Annotated in this window: 16 protein-coding genes and 1 other RNA gene; 10 read left to right on the top strand and 7 right to left on the bottom strand. The window is 61.8% G+C overall.

Translation table 11 applies throughout. The annotated features are described in order from the left end of the window. Positions 1-36: 36 nt before the first annotated feature. Positions 37-1,131 carry a cell division protein ZapE gene (gene zapE, locus A4C63_RS14935; RefSeq protein WP_063913321.1) on the top strand — a complete coding sequence of 365 codons (1,095 nt, stop codon included), beginning with the start codon at positions 37-39 and terminating at the stop codon, positions 1,129-1,131. A 33-nt stretch (positions 1,132-1,164) separates the two neighbouring features. Here the strand turns inward: zapE and A4C63_RS14930 are convergent, their stop codons facing one another. Continuing rightward, on the bottom strand, positions 1,165-2,085 hold the full coding sequence (locus A4C63_RS14930; protein ID WP_172827531.1) for a GlxA family transcriptional regulator: 921 nt from the start codon (positions 2,083-2,085) through the stop codon (positions 1,165-1,167). A gap of 212 nt (positions 2,086-2,297) precedes the next feature. Continuing rightward, positions 2,298-3,338 (bottom strand): NADP(H)-dependent aldo-keto reductase, encoded by a 1,041-nt coding sequence (locus tag A4C63_RS14925; RefSeq protein WP_063913320.1) that lies wholly within the window; start codon positions 3,336-3,338, stop codon positions 2,298-2,300. 256 nt (positions 3,339-3,594) lie between these two features. Here A4C63_RS14925 and rplM point away from each other — a divergent pair, with 256 nt between their 5' ends. The 7 genes from rplM to A4C63_RS14890 all read left to right on the top strand — a co-directional run bounded on the left by rplM (position 3,595) and on the right by A4C63_RS14890 (position 8,455). Then, the gene (gene rplM / locus A4C63_RS14920; protein WP_003260798.1) at positions 3,595-4,023 is read left to right on the top strand and encodes a 50S ribosomal protein L13; all 429 of its coding nucleotides are present in this window, start codon (positions 3,595-3,597) and stop codon (positions 4,021-4,023) included. Between the two features lie 14 nt (positions 4,024-4,037). Further along, complete coding sequence (rpsI, locus tag A4C63_RS14915) at positions 4,038-4,430, top strand: 30S ribosomal protein S9 (protein WP_003260797.1); 393 nt, start codon at positions 4,038-4,040, stop codon at positions 4,428-4,430. A 264-nt stretch (positions 4,431-4,694) separates the two neighbouring features. After that, complete coding sequence (gene petA / locus A4C63_RS14910; RefSeq protein ID WP_015271723.1) at positions 4,695-5,288, top strand: ubiquinol-cytochrome c reductase iron-sulfur subunit; 594 nt, start codon at positions 4,695-4,697, stop codon at positions 5,286-5,288. Further along, positions 5,288-6,499: a cytochrome bc complex cytochrome b subunit gene (locus A4C63_RS14905; protein WP_025340560.1), complete on the top strand. Its 1,212-nt coding sequence runs from the start codon at positions 5,288-5,290 to the stop codon at positions 6,497-6,499. The genes petA and A4C63_RS14905 overlap by 1 nt, the downstream gene beginning before the upstream one ends. Further along, positions 6,499-7,278, top strand: coding sequence for a cytochrome c1 (locus A4C63_RS14900; RefSeq protein WP_063913319.1), 780 nt, complete (start codon positions 6,499-6,501; stop codon positions 7,276-7,278). Before A4C63_RS14905 ends, A4C63_RS14900 begins: the two co-directional genes overlap by 1 nt. 117 nt (positions 7,279-7,395) lie before the next feature. Next, a complete protein-coding gene (locus A4C63_RS14895; protein WP_063913318.1) occupies positions 7,396-8,019 on the top strand; it encodes a glutathione S-transferase N-terminal domain-containing protein in 624 nt (207 codons plus the stop codon). 10 nt (positions 8,020-8,029) lie between these two features. Continuing rightward, on the top strand, positions 8,030-8,455 hold the full coding sequence (locus tag A4C63_RS14890; protein ID WP_063913317.1) for a ClpXP protease specificity-enhancing factor: 426 nt from the start codon (positions 8,030-8,032) through the stop codon (positions 8,453-8,455). A 51-nt stretch (positions 8,456-8,506) separates the two neighbouring features. On the opposite strand, the gene A4C63_RS14885 is transcribed toward A4C63_RS14890, so the two are convergent. The 5 genes from A4C63_RS14885 to A4C63_RS14865 all read right to left on the bottom strand — a co-directional run bounded on the left by A4C63_RS14885 (position 8,507) and on the right by A4C63_RS14865 (position 12,330). Further along, a complete protein-coding gene (locus A4C63_RS14885; protein ID WP_063913316.1) occupies positions 8,507-8,725 on the bottom strand; it encodes a YgdI/YgdR family lipoprotein in 219 nt (72 codons plus the stop codon). A 161-nt stretch (positions 8,726-8,886) separates the two neighbouring features. Continuing rightward, positions 8,887-9,465 (bottom strand): BON domain-containing protein, encoded by a 579-nt coding sequence (locus tag A4C63_RS14880; RefSeq protein WP_063913315.1) that lies wholly within the window; start codon positions 9,463-9,465, stop codon positions 8,887-8,889. Then, positions 9,462-10,055 carry a phosphoheptose isomerase gene (locus tag A4C63_RS14875; RefSeq protein ID WP_012274070.1) on the bottom strand — a complete coding sequence of 198 codons (594 nt, stop codon included), beginning with the start codon at positions 10,053-10,055 and terminating at the stop codon, positions 9,462-9,464. Before A4C63_RS14875 ends, A4C63_RS14880 begins: the two co-directional genes overlap by 4 nt. A gap of 86 nt (positions 10,056-10,141) precedes the next feature. Next, positions 10,142-10,513, bottom strand: coding sequence for a YraN family protein (locus A4C63_RS14870; RefSeq protein WP_063913314.1), 372 nt, complete (start codon positions 10,511-10,513; stop codon positions 10,142-10,144). Then, entirely contained in the window at positions 10,513-12,330 is a 1,818-nt protein-coding gene (locus tag A4C63_RS14865; RefSeq protein WP_063913313.1) for a penicillin-binding protein activator, read from the bottom strand. Before A4C63_RS14865 ends, A4C63_RS14870 begins: the two co-directional genes overlap by 1 nt. Positions 12,331-12,516: 186 nt before the next feature. Between A4C63_RS14865 and rsmI the strand changes: the two genes are divergently transcribed. Further along, entirely contained in the window at positions 12,517-13,392 is an 876-nt protein-coding gene (rsmI, locus tag A4C63_RS14860; RefSeq protein ID WP_063913312.1) for a 16S rRNA (cytidine(1402)-2'-O)-methyltransferase, read from the top strand. Between the two features lie 67 nt (positions 13,393-13,459). Further along, positions 13,460-13,819, top strand: an RNA gene (gene rnpB / locus A4C63_RS14855) — RNase P RNA component class A. Positions 13,820-13,901: the final 82 nt, after the last annotated feature.

The following is a 13,901-nucleotide window of genomic DNA, read 5'->3' as shown; positions in this document are numbered from 1 at the left end:
GTGACGGCCCGTTTTTTGTTGCCTCGCTAACGAATCATGACGCCCCTAGAACGATATCAAGCAGATCTGAAACGTCCCGACTTCTTCCATGACGCGGCGCAGGAAACTGCGGTGCGTCACCTGCAGCGCCTGTACGACGACCTGGTACATGCGCAGAACAACAAGCCGGGCGTGTTCGGCAAGCTGTTCGGCAAGAAGGAGCAGACCCCGGTCAAGGGCCTGTACTTCTGGGGTGGGGTAGGGCGCGGCAAGACCTACCTGGTCGATACCTTTTTCGAGGCGCTGCCGTTCAAGCAGAAGATGCGCACGCACTTCCACCGCTTCATGAAGCGTGTGCACGAGGAAATGAAAACCCTCAAGGGCGAGAAGAACCCGCTGACCATCATTGCCAAGCGCTTCAGCGAAGAAGCCAAGGTGATCTGCTTCGACGAATTCTTCGTGTCGGACATTACCGACGCGATGATCCTCGGCACCCTGATGGAAGAGTTGTTCAAGAACGGCGTATCGCTGGTGGCTACCTCCAACATCGTGCCCGACGGCCTGTACAAGGACGGCCTGCAGCGCGCGCGCTTCCTGCCGGCCATCGCCATGATCAAGCAGTACACCGACGTGGTGAACGTCGACAGCGGGGTCGACTACCGCCTGCGTCACCTGGAGCAGGCCGAGCTGTACCACTACCCGCTCGATGACGCGGCACACCAGAGCCTGCGCGCCAGCTTCAAGGCGTTGACCCCTGAGTGCACCCAGGCGGTCGAGAACGACGTGCTGATGATCGAGAATCGCCCGATCAATGCCCTGCTGACTTGTGACGACGTGGCCTGGTTCGACTTCCGCGCCCTGTGCGACGGCCCTCGTAGCCAGAACGACTACATCGAACTGGGCAAGATCTTCCATGCCGTGCTGTTGAGCAACGTGGAGCAGATGGGCGTCACCACCGACGACATCGCCCGCCGCTTCATCAACATGGTGGACGAGTTCTACGACCGCAACGTCAAGCTGATCATCTCGGCCGAGGTGGAGCTCAAGGACCTGTATACCGGCGGGCGCTTGGCCTTCGAGTTCCAGCGCACCCTGAGCCGCTTGCTGGAGATGCAGTCGCACGAGTTCCTGGCGCGGGCGCACAAGCCCTGAGAATCCGGGGCTGCAAAGCAGCCCCGGAAGGCCTCAAGCCTCCTGCATGAACTGCTGCCGATACTGGTTCGGCGACAACTCGGTGTGCTGGCGGAACAGCCGCGCAAAGAAACTGGCATCGTCATAGCCGACCTCGTAACTGATGGTCTTGATGCTCTTGCGCGTGCTCGACAGCAACCCCTTGGCCGTCTCGATCCTCAACCGTTGCAGGTAGTGCAGCGGTTTGTCCCCCGTCGCGCCCTGGAAGCGGCGCATGAAGTTGCGAATGCTCATGCCGTGGTTGCGAGCCACGTCCTCGAAGCGGAACTTGTCGGCGAAGTGTTCCTCCAGCCAATGCTGGATCTGCAGGATGATCAGGTCCTGGTGCAGCTTCTGCCCGCCAAAGCCCATGCGCCCGGGGGTGTAGTTGCGCTGTACTTCGTAGAGGATGTCGCGGGACACGGCGCGGGCCACGTTGGCGCCGCAGAAGCGTTCGATCAGGTAGATGTACAGGTCGCAGGCTGAAGTGGCGCCGCCAGCACAATAGATATTGTCGGCGTCGGTCAGGTGCTTGTCCTGGTTCAGGCGGATCTTCGGGAAGCGTTCGGCAAAGCTGGTGAAGAAGCGCCAGTAGGTGGTCGCTTCCTTGCCGTCGAGCAGGCCGGACTCGGCCAGCCAGAACACGCCACTGGCCTCGGCGCACAGCACCGCGCCCCGGGCATGCTGTTCACGCAGCCACGGCAGCACCTGTGGATAACGTTGCAGCAGGTTGTCGAAGTCGTCCCAGAAAGCCGGGAGGATGATCACATCGGCGTCGTCCAGGCCGCCGTCGACCGGCAGTTGCACATGGCTGAAGCTGTCCACGGGCTGGCCGTCCGGGCTCACCAGGCGGATCTCGAACATGGGTTTCAGGCCCAGGCCCAGCTGTTTGCTGTAGCGCAAGCTGGCGAGGTGGAAGAAATCCTTGGCCTGCATCAAGGTCGAAGCGAACACCTTGTCAATGGCCAGGATGCTGACGCGCCGCAGCGACGCGGGGGGTTGGGTAAACATCATTGTCATTGTTCTTATAGGGTAGAGTGGTCAATCACCGGCTGGATCGTCTTATTTTTTGGCGATTGTGTCTAGCCTGCCGGACCGCGCGTGTTTCTTCGCGGGCGAGCCCGCGAAGAAACCGGCACAGGGTCGGCTCAAGGCGCCGGGTTCGGCTGCTCCTGGTGAATCGCCTCGATCGCCGCCAGCAGTTCATCACTCAGGCTCAGCTCGAGGCTGGCCAGGTTGCTGTCCAACTGCTCGAGGCTGGTCGCACCAATGATGTTGCTGGTCACGAACGGCTGCCGGGTGACAAACGCCAGGGCCATCTGCGCCGGGTCCAGGCCGTGCTCGCGGGCCAGTTGCACATAGCGGCTGCAGGCCGCCACGGTCTGTGGGTTGGAGTAGCGGGCAAAGCGGCTGAACAGGGTCAGGCGTGCGTTTTCCGGGCGTGCGCCGTTCTCGTATTTGCCGGAAAGCATGCCGAACGCCAGCGGCGAATAGGCCAGCAGGCCGCACTGCTCGCGGATGGCCACTTCCGCCAGGCCCACTTCGAAGCTGCGGTTGAGCAGGTTGTACGGGTTCTGGATCGACACCGCCCGTGGCCAGCCGCGGCTTTCGGCCAGTTGCAGGAACTTCATGGTGCCCCACGGCGTTTCGTTGGACAGGCCGATGTGGCGGATCTTGCCCGCGCGCACCTGATCGTCGAGCACTTCGAGGGTTTCTTCCAGCGGGGTGAAGTGGTCCTGTGGCAGGTGCTGGTAGCCCAGCTTGCCGAAGAAGTTGGTGCTGCGCTCGGGCCAGTGCAGCTGGTACAGGTCGATGCGGTCGGTCTGCAGGCGCTTGAGGCTCTCGTCCAGCGCCGCGACGATGTGCTGGCGGTTGTGCTTGAGCTGGCCGTCGCGGATGTGGCTGATGCCGTTGCCGGGGCCGGCGACCTTGCTGGCCAGCACCCAGTCGTCGCGATCGCCATTGTCACGGAACCAGTTGCCGATGATGCGCTCGGTGGCGGCATAGGTTTCGGGGCGGGGCGGCACCGGGTACATCTCGGCGGTGTCGATGAAGTTGATCCCCGCGGCCTTGGCCCGGGCAATCTGCTCGAAGGCCTCGGCCTGGACGTTCTGTTCGCCCCAGGTCATGGTGCCCAGGCACAGGGCGCTGACGGTGAGGTCGGTACGGCCGAGCTGGCGGTATTCCATCGGGTAGACACTCCTTGGCAAAGAAGCCCATCAAAGCAGGTTGAAATTTTTCGCGCAATCTGGATAATTCGGCACCTCTCCGTGTGGCGGAAGTGATGCACCACCACGCAGGAAGAACCCCGTCGAACATTGGCGTGCCTGACCCGAGCCCCCAAAGCGTCAGCGTTCGGCTGCGCGCTTGCCCTTGGCAAGCTGTGCACTATCCAGTAAGATTCGCCGTCTATTTTTCGCTGGGCGGCCTCTGAGGCTTTAGAGAATGAAAACTTTTACTGCTAAACCGGAAACAGTAAAGCGCGAGTGGTTCGTAGTCGACGCCGCTGGCCAGACCCTGGGTCGTCTGGCTACCGAAATCGCTAGCCGTCTGCGTGGCAAACACAAACCAGAATACACCCCTCACGTTGACACCGGCGACTACATCGTCGTTATCAACGCTGAACAGGTTCGTGTGACTGGTGCCAAGTCTTCCGACAAGATGTACTACTCCCACTCCGGTTTCCCGGGCGGTATCAAGGAAATCAACTTCGAGAAGTTGATCGCCAAGGCCCCTGAGCGTGTTATCGAAACTGCGGTCAAAGGCATGCTGCCGAAGAACCCGCTGGGTCGCGACATGTACCGCAAGCTGAAAGTGTACGCGGGTGCTGCTCACCCACACACTGCTCAGCAGCCTCAAGAACTGAAGATCTAACGGGATAGTTCATTATGTCGGCGACTCAAAACTACGGCACTGGCCGTCGCAAGACCGCAACCGCTCGCGTATTCCTGCGTCCGGGTACTGGTAACATTTCCATCAACAACCGTTCTCTGGACGTGTTCTTCGGTCGCGAAACCGCTCGCATGGTTGTTCGTCAGCCGCTCGAGCTGACCGAAACCGTTGAGAAGTTCGACATCTACGTCACCGTTTCCGGTGGTGGTGTCAGCGGTCAGGCCGGTGCGATCCGTCACGGTATCACCCGCGCTCTGATGGAATACGACGAAACCCTGCGTGGCGCTCTGCGTCGTGCTGGCTACGTCACCCGCGACGCTCGTGAAGTCGAGCGTAAGAAAGTGGGTCTGCGTAAAGCGCGTAAGCGTCCTCAGTACTCCAAGCGTTAATACCGCTTCGGCAGTCGAAAAAAGCCCGGTTCCTTGGAACCGGGCTTTTTTTATGTCTTGAACTAACCTGTCAGCATGTCAGTGACCACTTGTCGCATAGACGCAGATCAAGCAAAGCACGGGTAGTCGCCCCTGGTTGGGGTAATCACCTTGTCAGTGTGTGGATTTGTTTCTTACCATGGCGGCCAATTTTTAGCGCCATTGACACAACCTAAGTACAGGGTCTGGTTCAACAGGCCAAGCAAGCTGATGGGAGAGGACTGAATGAGCAATGACGGCGTCAACGCAGGCCGGCGCCGCTTCCTCGTAGCCGCGACATCTGTAGTCGGGGCGGCGGGGGCAGTGGGGGCTGCGGTACCGTTCGTGGGGTCATGGTTTCCCAGTGCCAAGGCGAAAGCCGCGGGTGCACCGGTGAAGGTCAATATCGCCAAGGTCGAGGCCGGGCAGCAGATGGTGGCCGAGTGGCGTGGCCAGCCTGTGTTCATCGTGCGGCGAACGGACGAGATTCTCGGCAACCTGAAAAAAGTCGTCGGTGATCTGGCTGACCCCGAGTCCAAGGCCTCGGTGCAGCCGACCTACGTCGATCCGCAGGTTCGTTCGATCAAGCCGGAAATTCTCATCCTCGTCGGCCTGTGCACGCACCTGGGCTGCTCGCCAACCTTCCGCCCGGAAGTCGCACCCGCCGACCTCGGCCCGAAATGGGTCGGTGGCTATTTCTGCCCGTGCCACGGCTCCCACTACGACCTGGCTGGCCGTGTCTACAAGTCGCAGCCGGCGCCTCTCAACCTGCCCGTGCCACCGCACTCTTACGAGTCGGACGAGATCGTCGTCATCGGCGTTGACCAGGAGAACGCATGATGAGCAAGTTCATGGACTGGATTGATGCTCGCTTCCCTGCCACCAAGATGTGGGAAGACCACCTGAGCAAGTATTACGCGCCCAAGAACTTCAACTTCCTGTACTTCTTCGGCTCTCTGGCGCTGCTGGTGCTGGTCAACCAGATCGTCACCGGTGTGTGGCTGACCATGAGCTTCACGCCCTCGGCGGAAGAGGCGTTCGCCTCGGTCGAGTACATCATGCGTGACGTGGAATACGGCTGGATCCTGCGCTACCTGCACTCCACCGGTGCATCGGCGTTCTTCATCGTGGTCTACCTGCACATGTTCCGTGGCCTGCTCTACGGCTCCTACCAGAAGCCACGTGAACTGGTGTGGCTGTTCGGCATGCTGATCTATCTGGCGCTGATGGCCGAAGCGTTCATGGGCTACCTGCTGCCGTGGGGCCAGATGTCGTACTGGGGTGCCCAGGTGATCATCTCGCTGTTCGGTGCCATCCCGGTGATCGGTGGTGACCTTACCCAATGGATCCGTGGTGACTACCTGATCTCGGGCATCACCCTGAACCGCTTCTTCGCCCTGCACGTGGTCGCCCTGCCAATCGTGATTCTCGGCCTGGTGGTGCTGCACATCCTTGCCCTTCACGAAGTGGGTTCGAACAACCCCGATGGCGTCGACATCAAGAAGAAAAAGGACGAAAACGGTATCCCGCTGGACGGTATCCCGTTCCACCCGTACTACACCGTCAAGGACATTGTCGGCGTGGTGGTGTTCCTGTTCGTGTTCTGCGCCGTGGTGTTCTTCTTCCCGGAAATGGGCGGTTACTTCCTGGAAAAACCGAACTTCGAGCAGGCCAACGCCTTCAAGACCCCAGAGCACATTGCGCCTGTGTGGTACTTCACACCGTTCTACGCGATCCTGCGTGCGGTGCCTGACAAGCTGATGGGCGTCATCGCCATGGGTGCGGCCATTGCCGTGCTGTTCGTGCTGCCCTGGCTCGACCGTAGCCCGGTGCGTTCCATGCGCTACAAGGGCTGGATCAGCAAGCTCTTCCTGCTGGTGTTCTGCGTGGCCTTCGTCATCCTCGGCGTGCTGGGCGTACTGGCGCCGACACCTGGGCGTACCTTGCTGTCGCAGGTGTGCACGGTGCTGTACTTCGCCTACTTCCTGCTGATGCCGTTCTACACAAGGCTCGAGAAGACCAAACCGGTTCCGGAAAGGGTGACTGGCTGATGAAAAAGTTGATTGCAGTATTTTTGCTGGCAGTGATGCCTGCCTTTTCCTTCGCGGCCGAACCCGGCCTGGAGCTGGACAAGGTCGACATCGACCTGAGTGACAAGGCCGCCATGCAGGACGGTGCGCGTACCTTTGCCAACTATTGCATGGGTTGCCACAGTGCCAAGTTCCAGCGTTACGAGCGGGTGGCCGATGACCTGGGTATTCCCCATGAGCTGATGCTGGAGAAGCTGGTGTTCACGGGTGCCAAGATCGGTGACCACATGCAGATCGGCATGAAGCCCAGTGACGCCAAGACCTGGTTCGGTGCGGCACCACCCGACCTGACCCTGGTTGCCCGGGTGCGTGGCACCGACTGGCTGTACACCTACCTGCGCAGCTTCTACGAGGACCCGTCGCGGCCTTATGGGGTGAACAACAAGGTGTTCCCGAACGTCGGCATGCCCAACGTACTGGTTGGCCTGCAGGGCAACCAGCATATTGGTTGCAAACAGGTGCAGACCGTGACCGATGGCAAGAAGCAATTCGACCCGTTGACCGGCACCCCGATAACCCATGAAGCCTGCGACCAGCTGACCATTACGCCGAATTCCGGTACCCTGACGACCGAGCAGTTCGACGAGAAGGTCAAGAACCTGGTGACCTTCCTGGCCTATTCGGCCAACCCGGTCAAACTGGAAAGCCAGCGCATCGGTACCTACGTGTTGCTGTACCTGGCTTTCTTCTTCGTATTCGCCTACTTGCTCAAGCGTGAATACTGGAAGGACGTGCACTGATCACGCAGTAGTTTCTGGTTGTTGAACGCGCCCGTGGTGGCTTGGCAGATCTGCCAGGTCACCACGGGCGCGTTTTCATTTACAGTTTCACAAGCATCCCGTGCGAGGAGCCGCTACATGGGCGCAACCAACAGGTTAGCCTGCTATTCCGACCCCGCTGATCACTATTCTCATCGGGTACGCCTTGTGCTCGCCGAGAAGGGCATCAGCGTGCAGGTCATCGATGTCGACCCTGGTCGCCTGCCACCCAAGCTGGTCGAGGTGAACCCTTACGGCAGCGTGCCGACCCTGGTCGATCGTGACCTGGCGTTGTATGAATCGACCGTGGTGATGGAATACCTCGAGGAGCGTTACCCGCATCCGCCGTTGATGCCGGTGTACCCCGTTGCGCGCGGCAACAGCCGTTTGCTGATGCACCGTATCCAGCGCGACTGGTGTGCCCTGGCCGATACCGTGCTCGACCCGCGTAGCAGCGAGGCTGCTCGTGCCGAGGCGCGCAAGGCGTTGCGCGAAAGCCTGACCGGGGTCTCGCCATTGTTCGGCGAGTTCGCCTGTTTCATGAGCGAGGAGCAAAGCCTGGTCGATTGTTGTCTACTGCCCATACTCTGGCGTTTGCCGGTGTTGGGAATCGAGTTGCCGCGGCAAGCCAAGCCGCTGCTGGATTACATGGAGCGGCAGTTCGCCCGCGAGCCTTTCCAGGCGAGCCTGTCCTCCGTAGAACGTGAAATGCGCAAGCTTTAAGGAGCCGTTGATGAACTCCAGTCGCCCCTATCTGGTTCGAGCACTGTACGAGTGGATCGTCGACAACGATTGCACACCCCATATGCTGGTCAATGCCGAGTTCCCGAAAGTCCAGGTGCCGGACGGTTTCGCCAGTGATGGCCAGATCGTCTTGAATATCTCGCCAAGCGCCGTGCGCAGCCTGCACATGGACAACGATGCGGTCAGCTTCGAGGGCCGTTTCGGCGGCGTGGCTCACTCGCTGTTCGTGCCGGTTGGCGCCATCCTGGGCATCTACGCCCGCGAAAATGGCCAGGGTATGGTCTTCGAACTGGAGTCGCCGGATGGCGACGACCTTGAGGACGATGATGTACAGCCGGATGGCGATGGCCCGCCAGAAGGGGGTGGCCAGCCGCCGCGTCCGACTGGTCGACCAAGCCTGAAAGTGGTCAAGTGACAAAAAAGGCGATCCAACCGGATCGCCTTTTTCTTTGCCGCCAACTTTGGGTTACAGGTCGCTGATGGTGCGTACCTGGTCCTTGTTGATGCGGGTGCGCTTGCCGTCGAGTTGCTGGAACTCGTAGAAGCCGGCGTCGCGGTCGAACTTCGGTGCGTCGACGGCCTGGAATTCACGGCCATCGTTGAGGGTGATCAGGCTTGGGGTGGAGCAGCCGGCCAGGGTGGCGAAAGTGCCGAACAGCAGGGCGGGCAGCAGAAGCTTTTTCATGCGGTGTTTCCTGGGTATCTGGAAGAATGGAGCATCTTTGTTGTCTGTACTGGCCTCTTCGCGGGTAAACCCGCTCCCACAGGAATACAACAAGCCTCGAAAGCTGTGAGATCCCTGTGGGAGCGGGCAAGCCCGCGAAGAGGCCGGTACAGGCTAACGAATCAGTCGATGTACTCGAACAGCTTGACGATCTTCTGCACGCCCGACACACCCTGTACCACGGCAGTGGCCGAGTTGGCCTCCTGCTGGGTCACCAGGCCGAGCAGGTAGACGATGCCGTTCTCGGTAATCACCTTGATGCGCGAGCTGGGGACGGCATTGTCGGTCAGCATCTGGGCCTTGATCTTGGTGGTCAACCAGGCGTCGTTGTTGCGCGCCAGGATGGAAGAGGGCTGCATCACCTGCAGTTCGTTGTGCACTTTCTTGACCCGCTGCACCTGGCTGGCGGTCTGCTCGGCGAGGCTCTTGAGGTCGGCGCGCGGGGTCTGGCCGGCCAGCAGGACGATGCCGTTGTAGCTGCTGACAACGATGTGCGAACCTTTGTCCAGGTCAGGGCTGGCCTTGGCGATATTGACCGAGGCCTTGGTTTCGATCAGCGAATCGTCGATCTTGCTGCCGATGGTGCGCGTGCCGCGATCATCTTCGATCGGCGAATTGCGGGTAGAGGTCAGTACCGAGCTGCAACCGGTGACGCTCAGGCACAGGGTCAGGGCCATCAGGCCGAGGCGCATAGGGGTCATTCTTCACTCCCGAACAGTTGGCTGTCGATCAGATCACACAGGCAGTGGATCGCCAGCAGGTGGACTTCCTGGATGCGTGCGGTGACCGTCGAAGGTACGCGGATTTCCACGTCTTCGGGCAGCAACAGCGAAGCCATGCCGCCGCCGTCACGGCCAGTCAATGCTACGACAATCATTTCGCGGTCATGTGCGGCCTGGATCGCCTGGATGACGTTGGCCGAGTTGCCGCTGGTGGAAATCGCCAGCAGAACGTCGCCGGGCTGGCCCAGGGCGCGGATCTGCTTGGAAAAGACTTCGTTGTAGCTGTAGTCGTTGGCGATCGAGGTCAGGGTCGAGCTGTCGGTGGTCAGCGCGATGGCCGGCAGGCTCGGGCGTTCGCGCTCGAAGCGGTTGAGCAGCTCCGAGGAAAAATGCTGGGCATCGCCGGCCGAGCCGCCGTTGCCGCAGGCGAGCATCTTGCCCTCGTTGAGCAGCGCGTTGACCATGACCAGGCTGGCCTGCTCGATGTGCGGTGCCAGGATGTCCATTGCCTGTTGCTTGGTATCGATGCTGGCCTGGAACAGCCGGCGAATTCGGGATTGCATGTCCATCTGGTGACCTTAAATGGGGCGGTGGCCTTTGCTACGCGCAACAACGACCAGCCCGCGAAACATAGAGCAAAAAAATCGGAGTGGGTTCAGCATTCGAAGGCATTTTTCAGCCATTGAAGCGGTCTGCCTGCATGGTGGCTGCCCTGCAGGGCGACTACGTCGAAGCGGCAGGGGTGGTCGCACCAGTGGGGCTCCTTCTGCAGGAACAGGCTGGCGGCGAGCACCAACCGTTTCTGCTTGCGTCCGTCGATACTGCCGAGGGCGCCACCGAAGCCCGCGTGCAACCGGTAGCGGACTTCGACGAATACTACTGTATCGGCGTCGAGCATGACCAGATCAAGCTCACCGCCTTTGCATCGCCAGTTGCGCGCCAGCAGTTGCAGACCCTGCCCTTGAAGGTACTCAAGGGCCTGGGTTTCTGCTGCCTGCCCGGCGCGGGTGGGCGACGCTGCTGCCATCAGCGAGGTGTGTCAGGCAGGCGTTGGACCTGGCCACCGGCGAACTCGGCCCAGGGCAGCTGGCGTTCGATGCGCTGGTTGGCGTTCATGCTCAGGCTACCCGAAAGGCCCAGGACGCGGTTGTCCGGCAGCGCTTTCAGCTGGCCCAGGCGTGGCGCCAGGCTGTAGGCATCAATGCCCATGGCATACAGGCGGCCCAGGCTGCCGGCGGCTTGCGGCCACTGCTGCACTACCTGCTGGCGCAGGCTGTTGCTGGTGTCGAGCAGCCACGGCGTTTCGCAGAAGCGGATGCCGTTCATGTCGTTGTACTGGTTGACGTCACCACTGGCGCTGTACAGGTTCGAGGTGGCGTAGACCGGTACGTCACCGGCGTACTGGAAGTTCAGGGTCGGCTTGATCTGCTGGGCCTGTTGCGGGGTCGAGGCGAGGAAGATGAAGTCGATGTCCTGGCGGCGCGACGGCTGCGCGGCGATGCTGCCGCCTACCGTGCTCTGCAGGCTCTTGGCGCGGCCTTCGCTTTGGCGCAGCTGGAACAGGTCGGCAATCTGCTGGGCCAGGGCGACCGGCTGGGCGATGCGCTCGGCGGCGAGCAGGGTGCCACCGTTGCCTTCCCAGTCCTGGCGGAAGGCGGCAAGCACGCGGTCGCCCCATTCGCCGCTCGGCACCAGGGCTACGGCGCGCACCATGCCATCGGCGCGGGCGCGGCGGGCCACTTCCCGGGCTTCGTCTTCGGCAGCCAGACCGAACTGGAACAGCTGCGGCGGAGCCTTCTGGCCGGCGTCGGCGTAGTTCAGGGCCAGGGTAGTGATCGGCAGTTGTGGCTTGGCAGCCAGTTGCTTGACCAGCGGTTTTTCCAGCGGGCCAATGACCAGCTGTACGCCAGCGGCCTGGGCCTGGCGATAGAAGTCGTCGAGCGAGCCGATGCGCGAGCTGTCGAATACCTGCACGGCTGGCGCCTGCTGGCCGGCTTGCTGGGCCTGGAAGTGCGCAGCCATGAAGCCGTCACGCAAGGCGCGGGCAACACCGGCCAGCGGGCCTTCCTGGGGCAGCAGCAGGGCAATCTTGGTCAGCGGCTGGCTGGCCAGCTCCTTGAGCTTGGTCAGCGCCAGCGGCAGTTGCTGGGCGGCCGGGTGGTCCGGGTGCTGCTTGACCCAGGCTTCGATAGCCGCTTGCTGTTGCTCCAGGGTGCCGGCGCTTTTTACCGCGAAGGCCAGGCTGGTCCAGCCGGCCAGGGTCTGGTCGTTGCCTGGCTGCTGCAGTTGCTCTGCCGGCAGCGAGGCGACCAGGGCCCAAATGGCGTCATTGTTGGCGCTGGCGGCCTGGCCGCTGAGCAGCGGGGCCAGCAGTACGCGCTGTTGCGCGGCGGCCAGGGCCTGGCCATCGGCTTCGAGGGCGGCTGCGTGCACGCTGTAGGTGCGCGCCTGTTGTTGTTCTGGCAGTTCGGAGACGCGTTGCAGGCTGGGGTGAGCCAGGGCGGTCAGGGCAGCCTTGGGCTGGTTGCGGCTCATGGCCAGCTCGGCACCGAGGGTGCTGGCGAACACTTGTTGGGCCGGCTTGAGCGTGTCCAGCGGCACCTGCTCGAGGATGCGTGCGGCGCGTGGGAAGTCCTTCTGCTTGTAGGCCAGGTCGGCTGCGCTCAGGCGCAGCAGGGCGGCGTCTTCCGCGGACTTGCTGGAAGCAGCCTTTTCGAGCAGTTGCTCGATGCTGGCGTCCGGGGTGCGTGGCAGTTCGCCCAGGCTGGATGAGGGCGAGCTGGCGCAGGCTGCCAGCAGGGCGGCAAGGCAGAGGGCTGTGAACAGCCGCAGGCAAGCGATCATGTAAAGGTCCTGTTACTCGATCAAGGTGGCCGGCAATTGTACCCAAGCGCTGGCCGGGGCGCGATGTCGCCGTGTCGATCCTTCACTATAGGTGGCCTGCCATCGGTCGTCGGCGAAGTTCTTTGCGCCCTGTTGCAGGCGCTCGGGCTACAATGGCGCCTTTGATCCGAACGACAGGTGTGCGCAGTGACTGATGTGGCAGGGGCTTCGAAATCCACCGTGGGGACGCTGTATGTGGTCGCAACCCCCATCGGCAACCTCGACGACATGAGCGCCCGGGCGCTGAAGGTGCTGGCGGACGTGGCCCTGATCGCGGCGGAAGATACCCGTCATTCGATCCGCCTGCTGCAGCACTTCGGCATCGACACGCCGCTGGCGGCCTGCCATGAGCATAACGAGCGTGACGAGGGCGGACGTTTTCTCACCAAGCTGCTGGCGGGTGAGAATGTGGCGTTGGTTTCCGATGCGGGCACGCCGCTGATTTCCGATCCGGGCTACCACCTGGTGCGTCAGGCGCGGGCTGCGGGGGTGAACGTGGTGCCGGTGCCGGGCGCCTGCGCTCTGATCGCCGCACTGTCGGCGGCCGGCCTGCCGTCGGACCGCTTCATCTTCGAGGGCTTCCTGCCGGCCAAGGCGGCGGGGCGTCGGGCGCGCCTGGAGCAGGTAAAGGAGGAACCGCGCACGCTGATATTCTATGAGGCCCCGCACCGTATCCTGGAGTGTCTTGAAGACATGGAGGCGGTATTCGGTGGCGAGCGCCCGGCGCTGTTGGCGCGCGAGCTGACCAAGACCTTCGAGACCCTCAAGGGCCTGCCCCTGGCCGAACTGCGCGCGTTCGTTGCTGGCGACAGCAACCAGCAGCGCGGTGAGTGCGTGGTGCTGGTCGGTGGCTGGAGTGCGCCGGAGGGCGAGCAGGCGATCAGTGCCGAGGCGCAGCGGGTGCTCGACCTGCTGCTGGCCGAGCTCCCGCTCAAGCGGGCGGCGGCGCTGGCCGCGGAAATTACCGGGGTGCGCAAGAACCTGCTGTATCAACTTGCCCTGGAAAAGCAGAAAACCGAGTAGTGGCTAATTGATATAAATGCCGGTATTGCTTGTTCTTGGGCGCGCGTGCCGTTAATCTTGGCGGTGGAGAGTCGATCGGACAGTCGCTGCCTGCTTTTGTTCCGCAATAGCAGGGGGAGGAAAGTCCGGGCTCCATAGGGCAGAGTGCCAGGTAACGCCTGGGAGGCGCGAGCCTACGGAAAGTGCCACAGAAAATAACCGCCTAAGCGCTTCGGTGCCGGTAAGGGTGAAAAGGTGCGGTAAGAGCGCACCGCACGGCTGGCAACAGTTCGTGGCTAGGTAAACCCCACTCGGAGCAAGACCAAATAGGGTTCCATCAGGCGTGGCCCGCGTCGGAACCGGGTAGGTTGCTAGAGGCGTCCAGCGATGGCCGTCGTAGAGGAATGACTGTCCTCGACAAAACCCGGCTTACAGATCGACTCTCCACCTTTCCTTCCCTGCTTGATTCGATAGCAGATGCCCGTTGGTAATACCGAAAAAATCTTACTCTTGATAAATCACTTTAACTT

The sequence above is a fragment of the Pseudomonas sp. p21 genome (assembly GCF_001642705.1).
GTDB lineage: Bacteria > Pseudomonadota > Gammaproteobacteria > Pseudomonadales > Pseudomonadaceae > Aquipseudomonas.
This window is presented reverse-complemented; position numbering and strand designations above follow the sequence as displayed.